Annotated in this window: 16 protein-coding genes; 6 read left to right on the top strand and 10 right to left on the bottom strand. The window is 72.6% G+C overall.

What is annotated here, in order from left to right; translation table 11 throughout:
* Window positions 1-34: 34 nt before the first annotated feature.
* Window positions 35-1,813, bottom strand: coding sequence for an ABC transporter ATP-binding protein (locus tag F5972_RS10015; RefSeq protein WP_225311355.1), 1,779 nt, complete (start codon window positions 1,811-1,813; stop codon window positions 35-37).
* A 329-nt stretch (window positions 1,814-2,142) separates the two neighbouring features.
* On the opposite strand from F5972_RS10015, the gene F5972_RS10010 reads away from it, so the two are divergent.
* The 4 genes from F5972_RS10010 to F5972_RS10005 all read left to right on the top strand — a co-directional run bounded on the left by F5972_RS10010 (window position 2,143) and on the right by F5972_RS10005 (window position 4,213).
* A complete protein-coding gene (locus F5972_RS10010; protein ID WP_150933125.1) occupies window positions 2,143-2,778 on the top strand; it encodes a TIGR03085 family metal-binding protein in 636 nt (211 codons plus the stop codon).
* A 91-nt stretch (window positions 2,779-2,869) separates the two neighbouring features.
* Window positions 2,870-3,034 carry a hypothetical protein gene (locus F5972_RS37100; RefSeq protein WP_167521588.1) on the top strand — a complete coding sequence of 55 codons (165 nt, stop codon included), beginning with the start codon at window positions 2,870-2,872 and terminating at the stop codon, window positions 3,032-3,034.
* Between the two features lie 160 nt (window positions 3,035-3,194).
* Window positions 3,195-3,362: a hypothetical protein gene (locus tag F5972_RS37095; protein WP_165900427.1), complete on the top strand. Its 168-nt coding sequence runs from the start codon at window positions 3,195-3,197 to the stop codon at window positions 3,360-3,362.
* Window positions 3,363-3,961: 599 nt separating this feature from the next.
* Window positions 3,962-4,213, top strand: coding sequence for a hypothetical protein (locus F5972_RS10005; protein WP_150933124.1), 252 nt, complete (start codon window positions 3,962-3,964; stop codon window positions 4,211-4,213).
* A gap of 75 nt (window positions 4,214-4,288) precedes the next feature.
* On the opposite strand, the gene hisF is transcribed toward F5972_RS10005, so the two are convergent.
* The 9 genes from hisF to hisD all read right to left on the bottom strand — a co-directional run bounded on the left by hisF (window position 4,289) and on the right by hisD (window position 10,684).
* Window positions 4,289-5,059, bottom strand: coding sequence for an imidazole glycerol phosphate synthase subunit HisF (gene hisF / locus F5972_RS10000; RefSeq protein ID WP_150933123.1), 771 nt, complete (start codon window positions 5,057-5,059; stop codon window positions 4,289-4,291).
* A gap of 3 nt (window positions 5,060-5,062) precedes the next feature.
* Window positions 5,063-5,551 carry a RidA family protein gene (locus tag F5972_RS09995; protein ID WP_225311314.1) on the bottom strand — a complete coding sequence of 163 codons (489 nt, stop codon included), beginning with the start codon at window positions 5,549-5,551 and terminating at the stop codon, window positions 5,063-5,065.
* On the bottom strand, window positions 5,548-6,273 hold the full coding sequence (gene priA / locus F5972_RS09990; protein WP_150933122.1) for a bifunctional 1-(5-phosphoribosyl)-5-((5-phosphoribosylamino)methylideneamino)imidazole-4-carboxamide isomerase/phosphoribosylanthranilate isomerase PriA: 726 nt from the start codon (window positions 6,271-6,273) through the stop codon (window positions 5,548-5,550). Before priA ends, F5972_RS09995 begins: the two co-directional genes overlap by 4 nt.
* Window positions 6,274-6,277: 4 nt before the next feature.
* The gene (locus F5972_RS09985) at window positions 6,278-6,640 is read right to left on the bottom strand and encodes a hypothetical protein (RefSeq protein ID WP_150933121.1); all 363 of its coding nucleotides are present in this window, start codon (window positions 6,638-6,640) and stop codon (window positions 6,278-6,280) included.
* Between the two features lie 280 nt (window positions 6,641-6,920).
* Window positions 6,921-7,553 (bottom strand): imidazole glycerol phosphate synthase subunit HisH, encoded by a 633-nt coding sequence (hisH, locus tag F5972_RS09980; RefSeq protein WP_191910040.1) that lies wholly within the window; start codon window positions 7,551-7,553, stop codon window positions 6,921-6,923.
* Window positions 7,550-7,702 carry a hypothetical protein gene (locus F5972_RS37090; RefSeq protein ID WP_165900426.1) on the bottom strand — a complete coding sequence of 51 codons (153 nt, stop codon included), beginning with the start codon at window positions 7,700-7,702 and terminating at the stop codon, window positions 7,550-7,552. Before F5972_RS37090 ends, hisH begins: the two co-directional genes overlap by 4 nt.
* Entirely contained in the window at window positions 7,702-8,307 is a 606-nt protein-coding gene (hisB, locus tag F5972_RS09975; RefSeq protein WP_150933119.1) for an imidazoleglycerol-phosphate dehydratase HisB, read from the bottom strand. The genes F5972_RS37090 and hisB overlap by 1 nt, the downstream gene beginning before the upstream one ends.
* Window positions 8,304-9,380, bottom strand: coding sequence for a histidinol-phosphate transaminase (locus F5972_RS09970; protein ID WP_150933118.1), 1,077 nt, complete (start codon window positions 9,378-9,380; stop codon window positions 8,304-8,306). The genes hisB and F5972_RS09970 overlap by 4 nt, the downstream gene beginning before the upstream one ends.
* Window positions 9,377-10,684: a histidinol dehydrogenase gene (hisD, locus tag F5972_RS09965; protein ID WP_150933117.1), complete on the bottom strand. Its 1,308-nt coding sequence runs from the start codon at window positions 10,682-10,684 to the stop codon at window positions 9,377-9,379. Before hisD ends, F5972_RS09970 begins: the two co-directional genes overlap by 4 nt.
* A gap of 213 nt (window positions 10,685-10,897) precedes the next feature.
* Here hisD and F5972_RS09960 point away from each other — a divergent pair, with 213 nt between their 5' ends.
* Together F5972_RS09960 and F5972_RS09955 are read left to right on the top strand one after the other, a co-directional pair.
* On the top strand, window positions 10,898-11,662 hold the full coding sequence (locus F5972_RS09960; protein WP_150933116.1) for a DeoR/GlpR family DNA-binding transcription regulator: 765 nt from the start codon (window positions 10,898-10,900) through the stop codon (window positions 11,660-11,662).
* Window positions 11,663-11,919: 257 nt separating this feature from the next.
* Window positions 11,920-12,642 carry a maltokinase N-terminal cap-like domain-containing protein gene (locus tag F5972_RS09955; RefSeq protein WP_150933115.1) on the top strand — a complete coding sequence of 241 codons (723 nt, stop codon included), beginning with the start codon at window positions 11,920-11,922 and terminating at the stop codon, window positions 12,640-12,642.
* The last annotated feature ends 194 nt before the right edge of the window (window positions 12,643-12,836 follow it).

Genomic DNA, 12,836 nt, shown 5'->3' with positions numbered 1-12,836 from the left:
TCCGCAAGCCGCACTGAAAGCCCTGAACGGTTCGTCATGCCACGACCTCCTCGCCGCTGTCGAGCGCGGCCCGTTCGGCCTCCTCGCGCTCGTACGCGGTGACGAGGGCGCGGTAGCCCGCGCAGCGGGCCAGCAGTTCCTCGTGCGCGCCCTGGTCCACGACGACGCCCTGCTCCAGGTAGACGACCTCGTCGGCGAGGGCGATCGTCGCCATCCGGTAGGCGACCACGATCACCGTGGCCTCGGCCGCGCCGTCGCGCAGGCCGTACAGGATGCGCTTTTCGACCTGCGGGTCGACGCTGGAGGTGGCGTCGTCGAGGATCAGCAGCCGGGGCTCGCGCACGAGGGCGCGGGCCAGGGCGAGGCGCTGCCGCTGCCCGCCGGACAGCGTCGCGCCGCGCTCTCCGATGCGAGTGTCGAGGCCGGACGGCAGCGCGCTGACGAACCCGTCGGCCTGGGCGAGGCGCAGCGCGGCCCAGACCCGCTCGTCCGGGACGGCCTCGCCGAGCGTGACGTTGCCGCGCACGGTGTCGTCGAACAGGAACGTCTGCTGCGGGACGAGCGCCACCGAGCGGCTGACCTCTCCCCTGGCCACGTCGCGCAGGTCGATCCCGTCGACCCGTACGACGCCCTCGCCGGGGTCGACGAGCCGCGCGAGCAACTGGGTGAGGGTCGACTTGCCGGCGCCGGTGGGGCCGACGATCGCGGTCGTGCGGCCCGGCGTGACCGCGAAGGTCACGTCCTTCAGCACCGGGCTCCCGGGGACGTACGCGAAGCCGACGCCCTCGGCGGCCAGCTGGGCCGGGCCGGGGGCGTCCAGGCGGGCCGTGCCGTGCTCCATGGAGCCGGTGGCGTCGAGGACGTCCCTGATCCGTGTCCAGCCGACGACGCTGCGCGGCAGCTCGGCCAGCACCCAGCCGAGCGCGCGGATGGGGAAGGACAGGAGCGTGAAGAGGTAGGCCACCTGGATCAGGTCGCCGGCCGCGACGCCGCCCGACTCCAGGCGCAGCGAGCCGACGAGCAGCACGGCCAGCACGCCGAGCGTGGGCAGCGCCTCCAGCAGGGGGTCGAACAGGCCCCGGACCCGGCCGACGGCGATGTTGGCGTCCCGCAGCGCGTCGGCCTTCGCCTGGAACCGGATGGTCTCGGCGTCCTCCCGGCCGAGGGTCTTGACGACGAGCGCGCCGTCGAAGCTCTCGTGCGCGACCTCGCTCACCTCGGCCCGCAGCGCCTGGGCCCGCATGGCCAGCGGCGAAAGCCTGCGCTGGTAGACCAGGTTGAGCACGGCCACGGCGGGGAAGATCAGGAAGCCGACGACGGCGAGGACGGGGTCGACCAGCACGATCGCCACGGCGGCCGTCACGAGCATCACGACCACGCCCACCGCCATCGGCAGCGGCGCGAGCGGCGCCCAGGCCGCCTCGACGTCGGAGTTGGCGTTGGAGAGCAGCTGCCCGGTCGGGTGGCGGTGGTGCCAGGCGAGCGGCAGCCGCAGGTACTGGCGGGTGACCGCGCGGCGCGAGTGGGCCTGCATGCGGTACTGGTGGATGCCGGCCATGATCCGGCGGCCCATGACGCCCGCGGCCTTGAGCACCGCGACGCCCACGATCAGCGCCGCCGCGGCGACGAGCCCGCCGGTGGTGGCCTCGTGGTCCCGGAACGCCGGCAGCACGGCGTTGTCGGTCGCCCAGCCGAGCGCCCAGGACGACGCGACGGTCATCCCTCCGTAGAGGGCGCTGGCGAGGACCGCGCCGATGAAGATCCGCGGCTCCGTCCTGATCGCCACGCCGAGGACCTTGAGACCCTGGAGCATGATCGAGCTGCCGGGCGGCGCGGGAGACTCCTTCGTCGGCACGCGGTGTGCTTCCTTCCGGTCGGGGATCGTCCGGGTCCGCTCCCTGTGAGCGTCCCGGACGGGGACGATACCCATGCGGGCGGGCCGCCGGATCGGTCCCAGGGCCCACGCCCGCCCAAGCCATTGGTCCTAGTGCCCGGGCCCCTCCCGCCAGTCCTGCCCCCGGGAAGATCCCGGGGCAGACCCCGGCAGTCGCGGCCCTAGTTACTCCCTATCATCCTGATCAAGCGGTTTATTCCGGCCGCTCCGTTTCGGGGCGGCCGGGGCGCCGGCCGTAGGCTGATCACGTGACTCACGCCCGTACGGAGCGCGCGGCGCTCTGCGACCTGCTCGACGACCTCGGCCCCGGCGCGCCCACGCTGTGCGAGGGCTGGGCCACCCAGGACCTCGCGGCCCATCTCGTGCTCCGCGAGCGCCGCCTCGACGCGGCCCCGGGAATCGCGCTGCCGCTCCTGGCGGGCCACACCGCCGCCGTGCAGGAGCGTCTCACGCTGCGCCACTCCTACCCCGAACTGGTGGGGCTCGTGCGGAACGGCCCGCCGCGCTGGACGCCGTACGGACTGGTGCCGGCCCTGGACGCGGTCGTCAACACCGTCGAGCTGTTCGTCCACCACGAGGACGTGCGCCGGGCGCAGCCCGGCTGGGAGCCCCGCGAGCTCCCCGAGGACCTCCAGGAGACGTTCTGGCGGCGGCTGCGGGGCGGCGCCCGCTTCTTCATGCGCGGGGCGCCGGTGGGCGTCGTGCTCCGGCGCCCGGACGGGGCGAGGACGGCGGGCCGCATGGCCGAGCCCGCCGTCGTGGTCACCGGCGAGCCGGCCGAACTGCTGCTGTTCGCCTTCGGCCGGCAGGAGCACGCCCGGGTGACCTTCCAGGGGGACGACCAGACGGTCGCCCGGCTGCGGCAGGCCAGATTCGGCCTGTGATCAGGCCACAGTGGGAACTGCCCGGAATTCCCACGTAAACATCTTGATATGGGGCAGCATGTGATCCAGACATGAGTGTTTGGGAGCCCCGATGAACCTCAAAAAGGTCCTGACCTATGTGGCCGTCGCCTTTGTGATCTTCTACTTGTTCACCCAGCCGGCGAACGCCGCCGCCGCGGTCAGGAACCTGTTCGGAGGCATCACGACGGGCGCGGAGCGCCTTTCGGCCTTCTTCACCTCGCTCGTGTCGGGCTGACCGCCCGGGGCCGCGGGAGGCCGGGCCGCGCCCGTCTCAACCACGCCTCCGGTCCGTCTCACGATGAGAGCGGAACGGGCTCGTGTCCTCGCGGCTAGTTATGATCATTCCTGCCGCCGGGTACAAACGTCCGGGAAACCGACAGCAGGAGGCCCCCCCGATGAAGTTGAAGAAGGTTCTTACGTACGCGGCCATCGCGTTCGTAGTTTTCTACCTCTACAACCAGCCGCACGCGGCGGCGGGCGCCGTCCGTGGTGTGTTCGACACCGTCAACACGGGAGCCAGCCGGCTCGCCACCTTCTTCACCTCGGTCCTACCCCGGTCCTAACCCGGTCCTGAGGCCGATCCTCGCGGCGTCCGGGCCGCGAGACCCCTCACGGGGCCGTGAAGGAACCCGTTCCGGCACGGCCACGCTCTCCCGACAGGGCCCACAGGGCCGGCAGGGCAACCGCCCTCGCTCCGCCGGCCTCTTCCCACCCGTCTCCGCGACCCGTCCCCTCAACGCGTCACTCGGCGCGCCGGGCACGCCACGCTCCGCGACCGGAGTCGCGGCCCATCGGGCGCGGTCCTTCCCGCACACCCGGGAGTGGGGAGGCGCGCGCCACCAGTCCACCCCCTTTACCCGTACGGACCGCTATTACACCAGTCCGTCTCGAACCTGCCGGACCGGCGGAGTCGCCGTCACGGCCCAGCCCTCTTCACGCCTCGTCCCGGCAAAGCACGACCTCTCGCCACCAAGACGAGAAAGGGATACGAAATCCCTTATGCCGGATTCATCCGCATATCGCCCTGTTTATAGCTGAACGCCTGGACGCCCACGGCAGGCCCGGTGACCATTGGAGATGCCGATCCGGATCGCCGCGTCCGCGCCAGTCCAGGCAGGCCAGTCAGGACACGTTCAGCAGGACAGGAGGCAGTATGCCCGCCATGCGATTCCCGAGCCCGCTCGGTCTCGCGGTCCTCGCCGCCATCGGTCTCACGGCCGCGCAACCGGCGCCCAGAGCGTTCGCCGAGACGGTCGTCCCCGTCGGCCACACCGGTTCCGCCTACCAGGTGTCCGGCCGGGGCTGTGACGGCCCCTACCAGGCGCAGTGGCAGTACCAGTCGCAGGCGTCCTCCTCGCTCGGCACCGGCCCCGCGGCCTTCCCCACGGCCATCGTGGAGATCGACGACGACTGACCGGCGAATGGTCTTCGAGGACGCGAGGACGTACGGGGCGGGCCGGGCGGTGAGGGCCCGGCCCGCCCCGCTGGTTCAGCGGACCGGGTGACCGGCCGCCCGCAACGTGTCCTTGACCTCGTGGATCTTGAGCTGGCCGAAGTGGAAGACCGAGGCGGCCAGCACGGCGTCCGCTCCGGCCTCCACGGCGGGCGGGAAGTCCTCCAGCCGCCCGGCGCCGCCGGAGGCGATCAGGGGGACGCTCACCGCGGCCCGTACGGCCCGCAGCATCTCCAGGTCGTATCCCGCCTTGGTGCCGTCGCCGTCCATCGAGTTGAGCAGGATCTCTCCGACGCCCAGTTCCTCGCCGCGCCTCGCCCACTCCACCGCGTCGATGCCGGTTCCCCGGCGCCCGCCGTGAGTGGTCACCTCGAACCCGGAGGGCGTGGGCGGGCCGTCGACCACCCGGCGCGCGTCCACCGACAGCACGATGCACTGGGACCCGAACCGTCGGGACGCCTCGGTCAGCAGTTCCGGCCGGGCGATCGCGGCGGTGTTGACGCCGACCTTGTCGGCGCCCGCGCGCAGCAGGCGGTCCACGTCGTCGGCCGACCGCACGCCGCCGCCGACGGTCAGCGGGATGAAGACCTGCTCCGCCGTACGGCGCACCACGTCGAGCATGGTCTCCCGCTCACCGGATGACGCGGTGATGTCGAGGAAGGTCAGCTCGTCGGCGCCCTCGGCGTCGTACCGCGCGGCCAGTTCGACCGGGTCGCCCGCGTCCCTGAGGTTCTCGAAGTTGACGCCCTTCACGACGCGTCCGGCGTCGACGTCGAGGCAGGGGATGATGCGCACCGCAACCGTCATCGCTCAGCCCCCGCCGCCGCGTACCGCGCGGTACGCCTCGACCTCGACCTCGACCAGCATGCGATGGTCGACGAGCCCGGCGATCTGCACGCTCGTGCAGGCGGGCCGCACGTCGCCGAAGATCTCCCCATGCGCCTTGCCGACGGCGTCGAAGTCGTCGGCGTTCACGACGAACATGCGGGTGCGCACCACGTCGGCCCGCGTCGTGCCGGCCTTCTCGACGGCGTCCAGCGCGATCGAGAAGGCGGTGAGCGTCTGCCGGTAGGCGTCGCCCACGTGCTGCACCTCCCCGCCGACGGTGGCGGTGCAGCCGGACACGAGCACGTGCGGCCCGGCGACGACCGCGCGGGCGTAGCCGTACCGGTCCTCCCAGGGACCACCGGAGGAGATCCGGCCCTCGGGCATCTGCGCCGAGGGCGGCTGGACCGGCGCCTGTGCGGGCGCCTGGGCAGACGTCTGCGCGGACGCCGGGGCAGGTGTCGGGGTGCTCATCCGGTCGTCACCGCCGCGAGTGCCTCCTGCAGCGTGAACGCCTGGGCGTACAGCGCCTTGCCCACGATCGCGCCCTCGACGCCGTCCGGCACGAGCGTCGCGATGGCCCGCAGGTCGTCGAGCGACGACACCCCGCCGCTGGCGACGACCGGGCGGTCGGTCCGCGCGCAGACCTGGCGCAGCAGGTCGAGGTTGGGACCGCGCAGCGTGCCGTCCTTGGTCACGTCGGTGACGACGTAGCGGGGGCAGCCCTCGGACTCCAGGCGGTCGAGGACCTCCCACAGGTCACCGCCCTCCTTCGTCCAGCCGCGGGCGGCCAGCGTGGTGCCGCGCACGTCGAGCCCCACCGCGATGCGGTCGCCGTACTCGGCGATCGCCTTGGCGCACCACGCCGGGTCCTCCAGCGCGGCGGTGCCGATGTTGACCCGGCGGCAGCCGGTGGCCAGCGCGGCCTCCAGCGAGGCGTCATCGCGGATCCCGCCGGACAGCTCGACCTGCACGTCGAGTCTGCCCACGACGGAGGCCAGCAGCTCGCGGTTGCTTCCCCGGCCGAACGCCGCGTCGAGGTCGACCAGATGGATCCACTCCGCGCCGGCCTCCTGCCAGGCGAGGGCGGCGGCGAGCGGGTCCCCGTACGAGGTCTCCGTCCCCGCCTCGCCCTGCACGAGGCGTACGGCCTGGCCGTCGGCGACGTCGACGGCTGGGAGCAATACGAGCGACATTGGGTCATGACCTCCGGTCGAAAACGATGGTGACGAGCACCGGGAGCAGCAGGATCGAGCCGAGGAAGACGCCCAGCCGGGCCATCCACGACTCGAACAGGATCCAGGCGAGCGCCTGGACGAGGAACCACAGTGTGACCGCGACCCCGTTCTCGGTGCGGCGGCGGCGGGCGAGATACCCCCGCTGCCGGGCGACCCGCACCGGGCGGGCGGGCCGCGGGAGCACCGCGGCCCGGATGGGCCCGACGAGCCTGTCGCGCAGCTCGCGCCGCCTGGCGGCTCTCGCCTCGCGTTCGGCGCGGGCCGCCGCGAGGCGCTCGCGCTCGGCCTCGCGCTCCGCCCTCCGGCGGGCCCGCTCCTTGCTCATCGAGCCTCCCGCTCAGGTCTCTCGGTCACGGCTCTGTTCTTGTGGTCACGACTGTGTGCAAGCTGTGTGCAAGCTGTGTTCACGGCTGCGATCGGGCCTGGTCGCAGCCGTGGTCAGGGCTCTGGTCACGGTTATAGCCCGGCCCGGTCGCATTCACGTCCGTTTCCGGACTCATTCCCAGGTCGGTGCCCATCTTCTTGCCTGTCTTCGTTGTTCATGTCGCGCGCCGCCGCTCCCCAGTGTCGCACCGCCGTACCGGGATGCCGCGTGCCGCGCGCGCTCACAGCGTGGTGAGCCAGTTGGACAGCAGCCGGGCGCCCGCGTCCCCGGACTTCTCCGGGTGGAACTGGGTCGCCATGAGCGGCCCGTTCTCGACGGCGGCCACGAACGGCACGCCGTGCTCGGCCCAGGTGACCAGCGGTTCGCGGAAGCCGTCGCCCGTCTGGAGCAGCCACTCCCGTACGCCGTAGGAGTGCACGAAGTAGAAGCGGGTCGCCTCGTCCAGCCCCTGGAACAGCACGCTGCCCTCGGGGGCGGTCACGGTGTTCCAGCCCATGTGGGGCAGCACGGGCGCGTCGAGCCGCTCGACCGTGCCCGGCCACTCGCCGCAGCCCTCCGTGTGGACGCCGTGCTCGACGCCCTTCCCGAACAGGATCTGCATGCCGACGCAGATGCCGAGCACCGGCCGGCCGCCCGACAGGCGGCGCCCGACGATCTGGTCGCCGCGCACGCTCTTCAGCCCCTCCATGCAGGCGGCGAACGCCCCGACGCCGGGGACGACGAGCCCGTCCGCCTCCAGGGCCGCGTCGAAGTCGGCGGTGACCGTCACGTCGGCGCCGACCCGGGCGAGCGCCCGCTCCGCCGACCGGAGGTTGCCCGAACCGTAGTCGAGCACCACCACGCGCCTGCTCACTGCCACCACATCACTCCCGCGGTCAGGGCCAGGGCCGCGCCGACGCCGGCGATCGCCGCCAGCAGCTTGATCCCCTGCCGGATGCCGGAGACGACCCCGCCGATCAGGAAGAGCGCGATGAAGATCATTCCTCCGGACGCGAAGGTCATCAGAGGACGCCCTTCGTGCTGGGCACCCCGGTCGCCCTCGGGTCCCGCTCCGACGCCTCCCGCAGCGCCCGCGCGAGCGCCTTGAACTGCGCCTCCACGATGTGGTGCGCGTTGCGCCCGTACGGCACGTGCACGTGGAGGCAGACCGCCGCCTGCGCGACGAACGACTCCAGGATGTGCCGGGTCATGGTCGTGTCGTACTCGGGCCCGATCATCGGGGCCATGCCCTCGGGCTCGGTGTGGACGAGGTACGGCCGGCCGGACAGGTCGACGGTGACCTGCGCGAGCGCCTCGTCCAGCGGGCAGGAGGCGCTGCCGAACCGCCGGATGCCCGACTTGTCGCCCAGGGCCTCGCGGAACGCCGCGCCGAGCGCGATCGAGGTGTCCTCGATCGTGTGGTGGGCGTCGATGTGCAGGTCGCCCTCGGTCTTCACGGTGAGGTCGAACAGGCCGTGCTTGCCCAGCTGGGCGAGCATGTGGTCGTAGAACCCGACGCCGGTCGCCACGTCGACGATCCCGGTGCCGTCGAGGTCCACCTCGACCAGCACCGACGTCTCCTTCGTCGTACGCTCGACCCGCCCGCGGCGCTCGTCGATCTCGGTCATGCGAGGACCCCCTCCAGCGCGGCGCGGAACGCCGCCATCTCTTCCGGCGTGCCGACCGACACGCGCAACCAGCCCGCGGGCCCGGTCTCCCGGATCAGCACCCCGCGCTCCAGCAGTCCCTCCCAGACGGACCGCCGATCGGGAAACCTGCCGAACAACACGAAGTTGGCGTCAGAGTCGGCGACCGTCAGGCCGCGTCCCCGCAGCCAGTCCACCGCGGCGTCCCGCTCGCCGCGCAGCGCGTCGACCGTGCCGAGCAGCTCCTCGCGGTGCGCGAGCGCGACCCGGGCCGCCGCCTGGGTCAGCGTGGACAGGTGGTACGGCAGGCGGACCAGCAGCAGGGCGTCGACCACCGCCGGGTCGGCGGCGAGGTAGCCGAGCCGGGTGCCGGCCATCGCGAACGCCTTGGACATGGTCCGCGTCACCATCAGCCGGGGATTGCCGGGCAGCAGCGTCAGCGCCGACGGCGTGCCGGTCCGGGCGAACTCGGCGTACGCCTCGTCCACGACGACCATGCCGGGCGCGGCGGCGAGGACCCGCTCGATGACCTCCAGCGGCAGGGACGTGCCGGTCGGGTTGTTCGGCGAGGTCAGGAACACCACGTCGGGGCGGTGCTCCTCGATCGCGGCCACGGCGGCGGCGGGGTCGAGCGCGAAGTCCTCCTCGCGCAGCCCCTCGATCCACCGCGTGTTCGTGCCGCCCGCGATGATCGGGTGCATCGAGTAGGACGGCTCGAACCCCATGGCCGCGCGGCCGGGGCCGCCGAACGCCTGCAGGATCTGCTGGATGATCTCGTTGGACCCGTTGGCCGCCCACATCTGGCGTGCGGTCAGCCCGTGGCCGAGGTAGTCGGCGAGATCCTTGCGCAGCTCGACGGCGTCCCTGTCGGGGTAGCGGTTGAGCGTGGCCCCGCCCTGCCGTACGGCCCGGGCGAGGTCGTCGATCAGCGCGGCCGACGGCGGGTAGGGGTTCTCGTTGGTGTTGAGCTGCACCGGCACGTCGAGCTGCGGCGCTCCATAAGGGTGTTTGCCGCGCAGGTCGTCGCGGATCGGCAGGTCGTCGAGGGTCGTCATGAGGGCACTTCCCAGTCGAAGCGGGCGCGGACGGCGGCGCCGTGGGCGGGCAGGTCCTCGGCGTCGGCGAGCGCGCAGACGTACGGCGCGGCCCCGGCCAGCGCCTCGCGGCTGTAGTCGACGACGTGGATGCCGCGCAGGAACGTCTGCACCGACAGCCCCGAGGAGTGGCAGGCGCAGCCGCCGGTCGGCAGCACGTGGTTGGACCCGGCCATGTAGTCGCCGAGCGACACCGGCGCGTACGGCCCGATGAAGATCGCGCCTGCGTTGCGCACGCGGGCGGCGACCGCGGCCGCGTCGGCGGTCTGGATCTCTAGGTGCTCGGCGGCGTAGGCGTCCACGACCTTCAGGCCGTCCTCGACGTCCGAGACGAGCACGATGCCCGACTGGCGACCGGCCAGCGCCTCGGTGATGCGCTCGGAGTGGCGGGTCGCGGCGACCTGACCGGGCAGTTCCTTCTCCACCGCGTCGGCCAGCTCGGGGCTGGTGGTGACCAGGACGGCCGCCGCGATCACATCGTGCTCCGCCTGACTGATCAGGTCGGCGGCGACGTGGGCGGGGTCGGCGGTCTCGTCGGCGAGGATCGCGATCTCGGTCGGGCCGGCCTCGGAGTCGATGCCGATGCGGCCCTTGAGCAGGCGCTTGGCCGCCGCCACCCAGATGTTGCCCGGGCCGGTCACCATCGCGACCGGGCGGCACTCCTCGGTGCCGTAGGCGAACATCGCCACCGCCTGGGCACCGCCCACCGCGTACACCTCGTCGACGCCGAGCAGCGCGCAGGCGGCGAGGATCGTGGGGTGCGGCAGCCCGCCGAACTCCTTCTGCGCGGGCGAGCTCACGGCCAGCGAGCCGACCCCGGCCTCCTGGGCCGGGACGACGTTCATGACCACGCTGGACGGATAGACGGCCCGGCCGCCGGGGACGTACAGCCCCACGCGGTCGACCGGCACCCAGCGCTCGGTGACCGTGCCGCCCGGCACGACCTGCGTGGTCGTGTCGGTGCGCCGCTGGTCGCGGTGGACCAGGCGGGCGCGGCGGATCGACTCCTCCAGCGCGGCGCGCACGGCCGGGTCCAGCTCCGCGAGCGCGCGGGTGATCGCCTCGGCGGGCACCCGGGCCGACTCGACCTCGACGCCGTCGAAGCGCGCGGTCAGCTCCCGTACGGCCGCCGCGCCGCGATGGCGGACCTCCTCGCAGATGGGCCGCACCTTCTCCAGGGCGGCCTCGACGTCGAGTTCGGCTCGGGGCAGCACGTCGCGCAGGTCGCCGGGCAGGGACCCGCGCAGGTCGATACGGGAAATCACCGTTCCAGTCTACGGACGACCACAGGCGCATCCGTGTGTGTCCAGCATTCGGGACGGGCGTTTCACCGGCGCACGTACCCCTCCGGAGCTGGGACATCGTGCCTGTTGCCCGGATTCGGGCCCGACGCTTGACAGGTTTTCGGGCACCGATCCACACTCTCGGGCGACATCGGTCATGTTCGGTCGGCCTGGAATGGCCGGAAAGAGGGTCGTGTGCTTCCCGCCCAGCGCCACCAGCGGATCATCGAAACCCTCGGGCGGAAGGGGACCGTACGCACCGAGGACCTCGCCGCGCTGCTCGGCGTGTCCCACGAGACCGTACGGCGCGACCTGGCGGTCCTGGAGCGCCGCGCGCTGCTGGTCCGCGTGCACGGCGGGGCGACCTCGGCGCCGTCGGGCACCGGGGAGGAGCTGTCCTACCTGGAACGCTCGACCAGCCAGTCCGAGGCGAAGGCCGTGATCGGCGGGCTCGCGGCGGGGCTGCTGCGGCCGAGGCAGACGGTGATCATCGATGTGGGGACCACCGCGGTCCACCTGGCGCGGGCCGTTCCCCCGTCGTTCCGCGGGGTGGTCGCCACCTGCTCGCTGCTGGTGGCGGCCGAGCTCGCCGGCCGTCCCGGCGTCGAGGTGCTCGTGGCGGGCGGGCGCGTGCGGCAGGGCGACCTGGCCGTCTCCAACGCCCGGACGGTGGAGTTCTTCGAGGACCTGCGCGCCGACGTCGCCTTCCTCGGCTCGGGCGGGGTGGACGCGCACGCCGGGCTCACGGACTACTTCCTGGACGAGGTCGCGACCAAGCGCGTGATCCTCGCCCGCACCGCGCGGACGTACGTGCTCGCCGACACGGAGAAGCACGGCAGGGTCGCCGCCTACCGGGTGTGCGGCCTGGACGGCCCGTCCGGTCTCGTCACCGACGCGGAACCTTCCCCCGCCCTCGCGTCCGCCCTGGTCAGGGTGGGTACAGAGGTGATCTGCCCCTGACCGGCCGGCCGCCGGGCCCGACGCCGACGAGCCGTTCATCGGGCTGACCGTCCAGGCTGATTGTCCAGGCTGTTCACCCGGGCTTGCCGTCCGGGCTTTCCGTCCCGGCTTGCCGTCCGGACGGCGCTCGGCCCGGCGCGCCCGATGAGCCGCCCCCGTGTGAGACGATGATCGTTACCAGCGGATCGTTCCCGGCCTGTGACGCCAGGACCTGGGGGCGGCATGGTGACGAGATCGCGACGGAGGGCCTTCGAGCTATGGCTGTCATCCACAAGACCACGCTGACGCCCGGCAAGCTGGAGCTCCTCGCCTCGTGGCTTCCGTCCCAGCCCTGGTACGAAGGCGGGGAGCGCCACCCGGAGCTCGCCAGAGCCGGCGGCTTCCGGCTCGACGACCCGCAGGGCGAGGTCGGCATCGAGTTCATGGTCGTCACCGACGACTCCGGTGACGAGCCGCTCTCCTACCTCGTGCCGCTCACCTACCGGGGAACGCCGCTCGACGGAGCGGATCATGCCCTCATCGGCACCACGGAGCACGGGGTCCTCGGACCGCGGTGGGTCTACGACGGCACCCATGACCCGGTCCTCGTCGCACAACTCTTGGCACTCCTCCAGGGCGAGGCCGAGCCGCAGGCCCAGAGCGAGAGCAACACCCCGGACCCCACTGTCGTCAGCGGCTTCACGGGACCTCGGAGCACCGGCCCGGTCACGTCGGCGGCCGCGACCAGCGGACCGAGATGCACCGACATCGCCGTACGGGCAGGCACGGTCGTGCCGGAAGGCACGGTCGCGCCGGGAGGCTCAGCGGAAGTTCCGCAGCGCGACCAGGACGGAGGGCTGGTGATCCGAGTGAACCGCGTGCTGCTGCCCGGCGAAGAGGACACGACGGGGGCTCAGGGACACGTGACGGCCGGCTGGCGCCTGCCGGACGGCACCGAGGCCCGCAGCGTGTTCGCCACCGTCCAGACCGCGGCCCCCTGACGCGACCCGCACCCCGACCACTCCACCCGACCGCGTCTCCACACCTGCCCTGCCGCGCATCCTGACTAGGCGGCACCGAGGCCAGGCGCCTACCTGCCGCCGCCCAAAACGCGGCACCCCGACGCGACCCGCACCCCGAGCGCACCGCTCTGCCGCACCTTTGCCCCTGCACCGCCCTGCCGCGCCCCTGAGCT

This window comes from Microbispora cellulosiformans, from assembly GCF_008728085.1.
In the GTDB taxonomy this organism is placed as follows: Bacteria; Actinomycetota; Actinomycetes; order Streptosporangiales; family Streptosporangiaceae; genus Microbispora; species Microbispora amethystogenes.
Note: the sequence above shows the minus strand (reverse complement) of the source record. Positions and strands in the feature narration are given on the sequence as shown.

Excerpts from the sequence above, each read along its gene's own strand:
- F5972_RS37095 (WP_165900427.1), top strand. The coding sequence starts at position 3,195 with ATGAAGTTGAAGAAGGTTCTTACGTACGCGGCCATCGCGTTCGTAGTT.
- F5972_RS37100 (WP_167521588.1), top strand. The coding sequence starts at position 2,870 with ATGAACCTCAAAAAGGTCCTGACCTATGTGGCCGTCGCCTTTGTGATC.
- F5972_RS10015 (WP_225311355.1), bottom strand. The coding sequence starts at position 1,813 with ATGCTCCAGGGTCTCAAGGTCCTCGGCGTGGCGATCAGGACGGAGCCG.
- F5972_RS09970 (WP_150933118.1), bottom strand. The coding sequence starts at position 9,380 with ATGACGACCCTCGACGACCTGCCGATCCGCGACGACCTGCGCGGCAAA.
- F5972_RS37090 (WP_165900426.1), bottom strand. The coding sequence starts at position 7,702 with ATGACCTTCGCGTCCGGAGGAATGATCTTCATCGCGCTCTTCCTGATC.
- hisF (WP_150933123.1), bottom strand. The coding sequence starts at position 5,059 with ATGACGGTTGCGGTGCGCATCATCCCCTGCCTCGACGTCGACGCCGGA.
- F5972_RS09955 (WP_150933115.1), top strand. The coding sequence starts at position 11,920 with ATGGCTGTCATCCACAAGACCACGCTGACGCCCGGCAAGCTGGAGCTC.
- F5972_RS09995 (WP_225311314.1), bottom strand. The coding sequence starts at position 5,551 with ATGAGCACCCCGACACCTGCCCCGGCGTCCGCGCAGACGTCTGCCCAG.
- priA (WP_150933122.1), bottom strand. The coding sequence starts at position 6,273 with ATGTCGCTCGTATTGCTCCCAGCCGTCGACGTCGCCGACGGCCAGGCC.
- F5972_RS09985 (WP_150933121.1), bottom strand. The coding sequence starts at position 6,640 with ATGAGCAAGGAGCGGGCCCGCCGGAGGGCGGAGCGCGAGGCCGAGCGC.
- F5972_RS10005 (WP_150933124.1), top strand. The coding sequence starts at position 3,962 with ATGCGATTCCCGAGCCCGCTCGGTCTCGCGGTCCTCGCCGCCATCGGT.
- hisB (WP_150933119.1), bottom strand. The coding sequence starts at position 8,307 with ATGACCGAGATCGACGAGCGCCGCGGGCGGGTCGAGCGTACGACGAAG.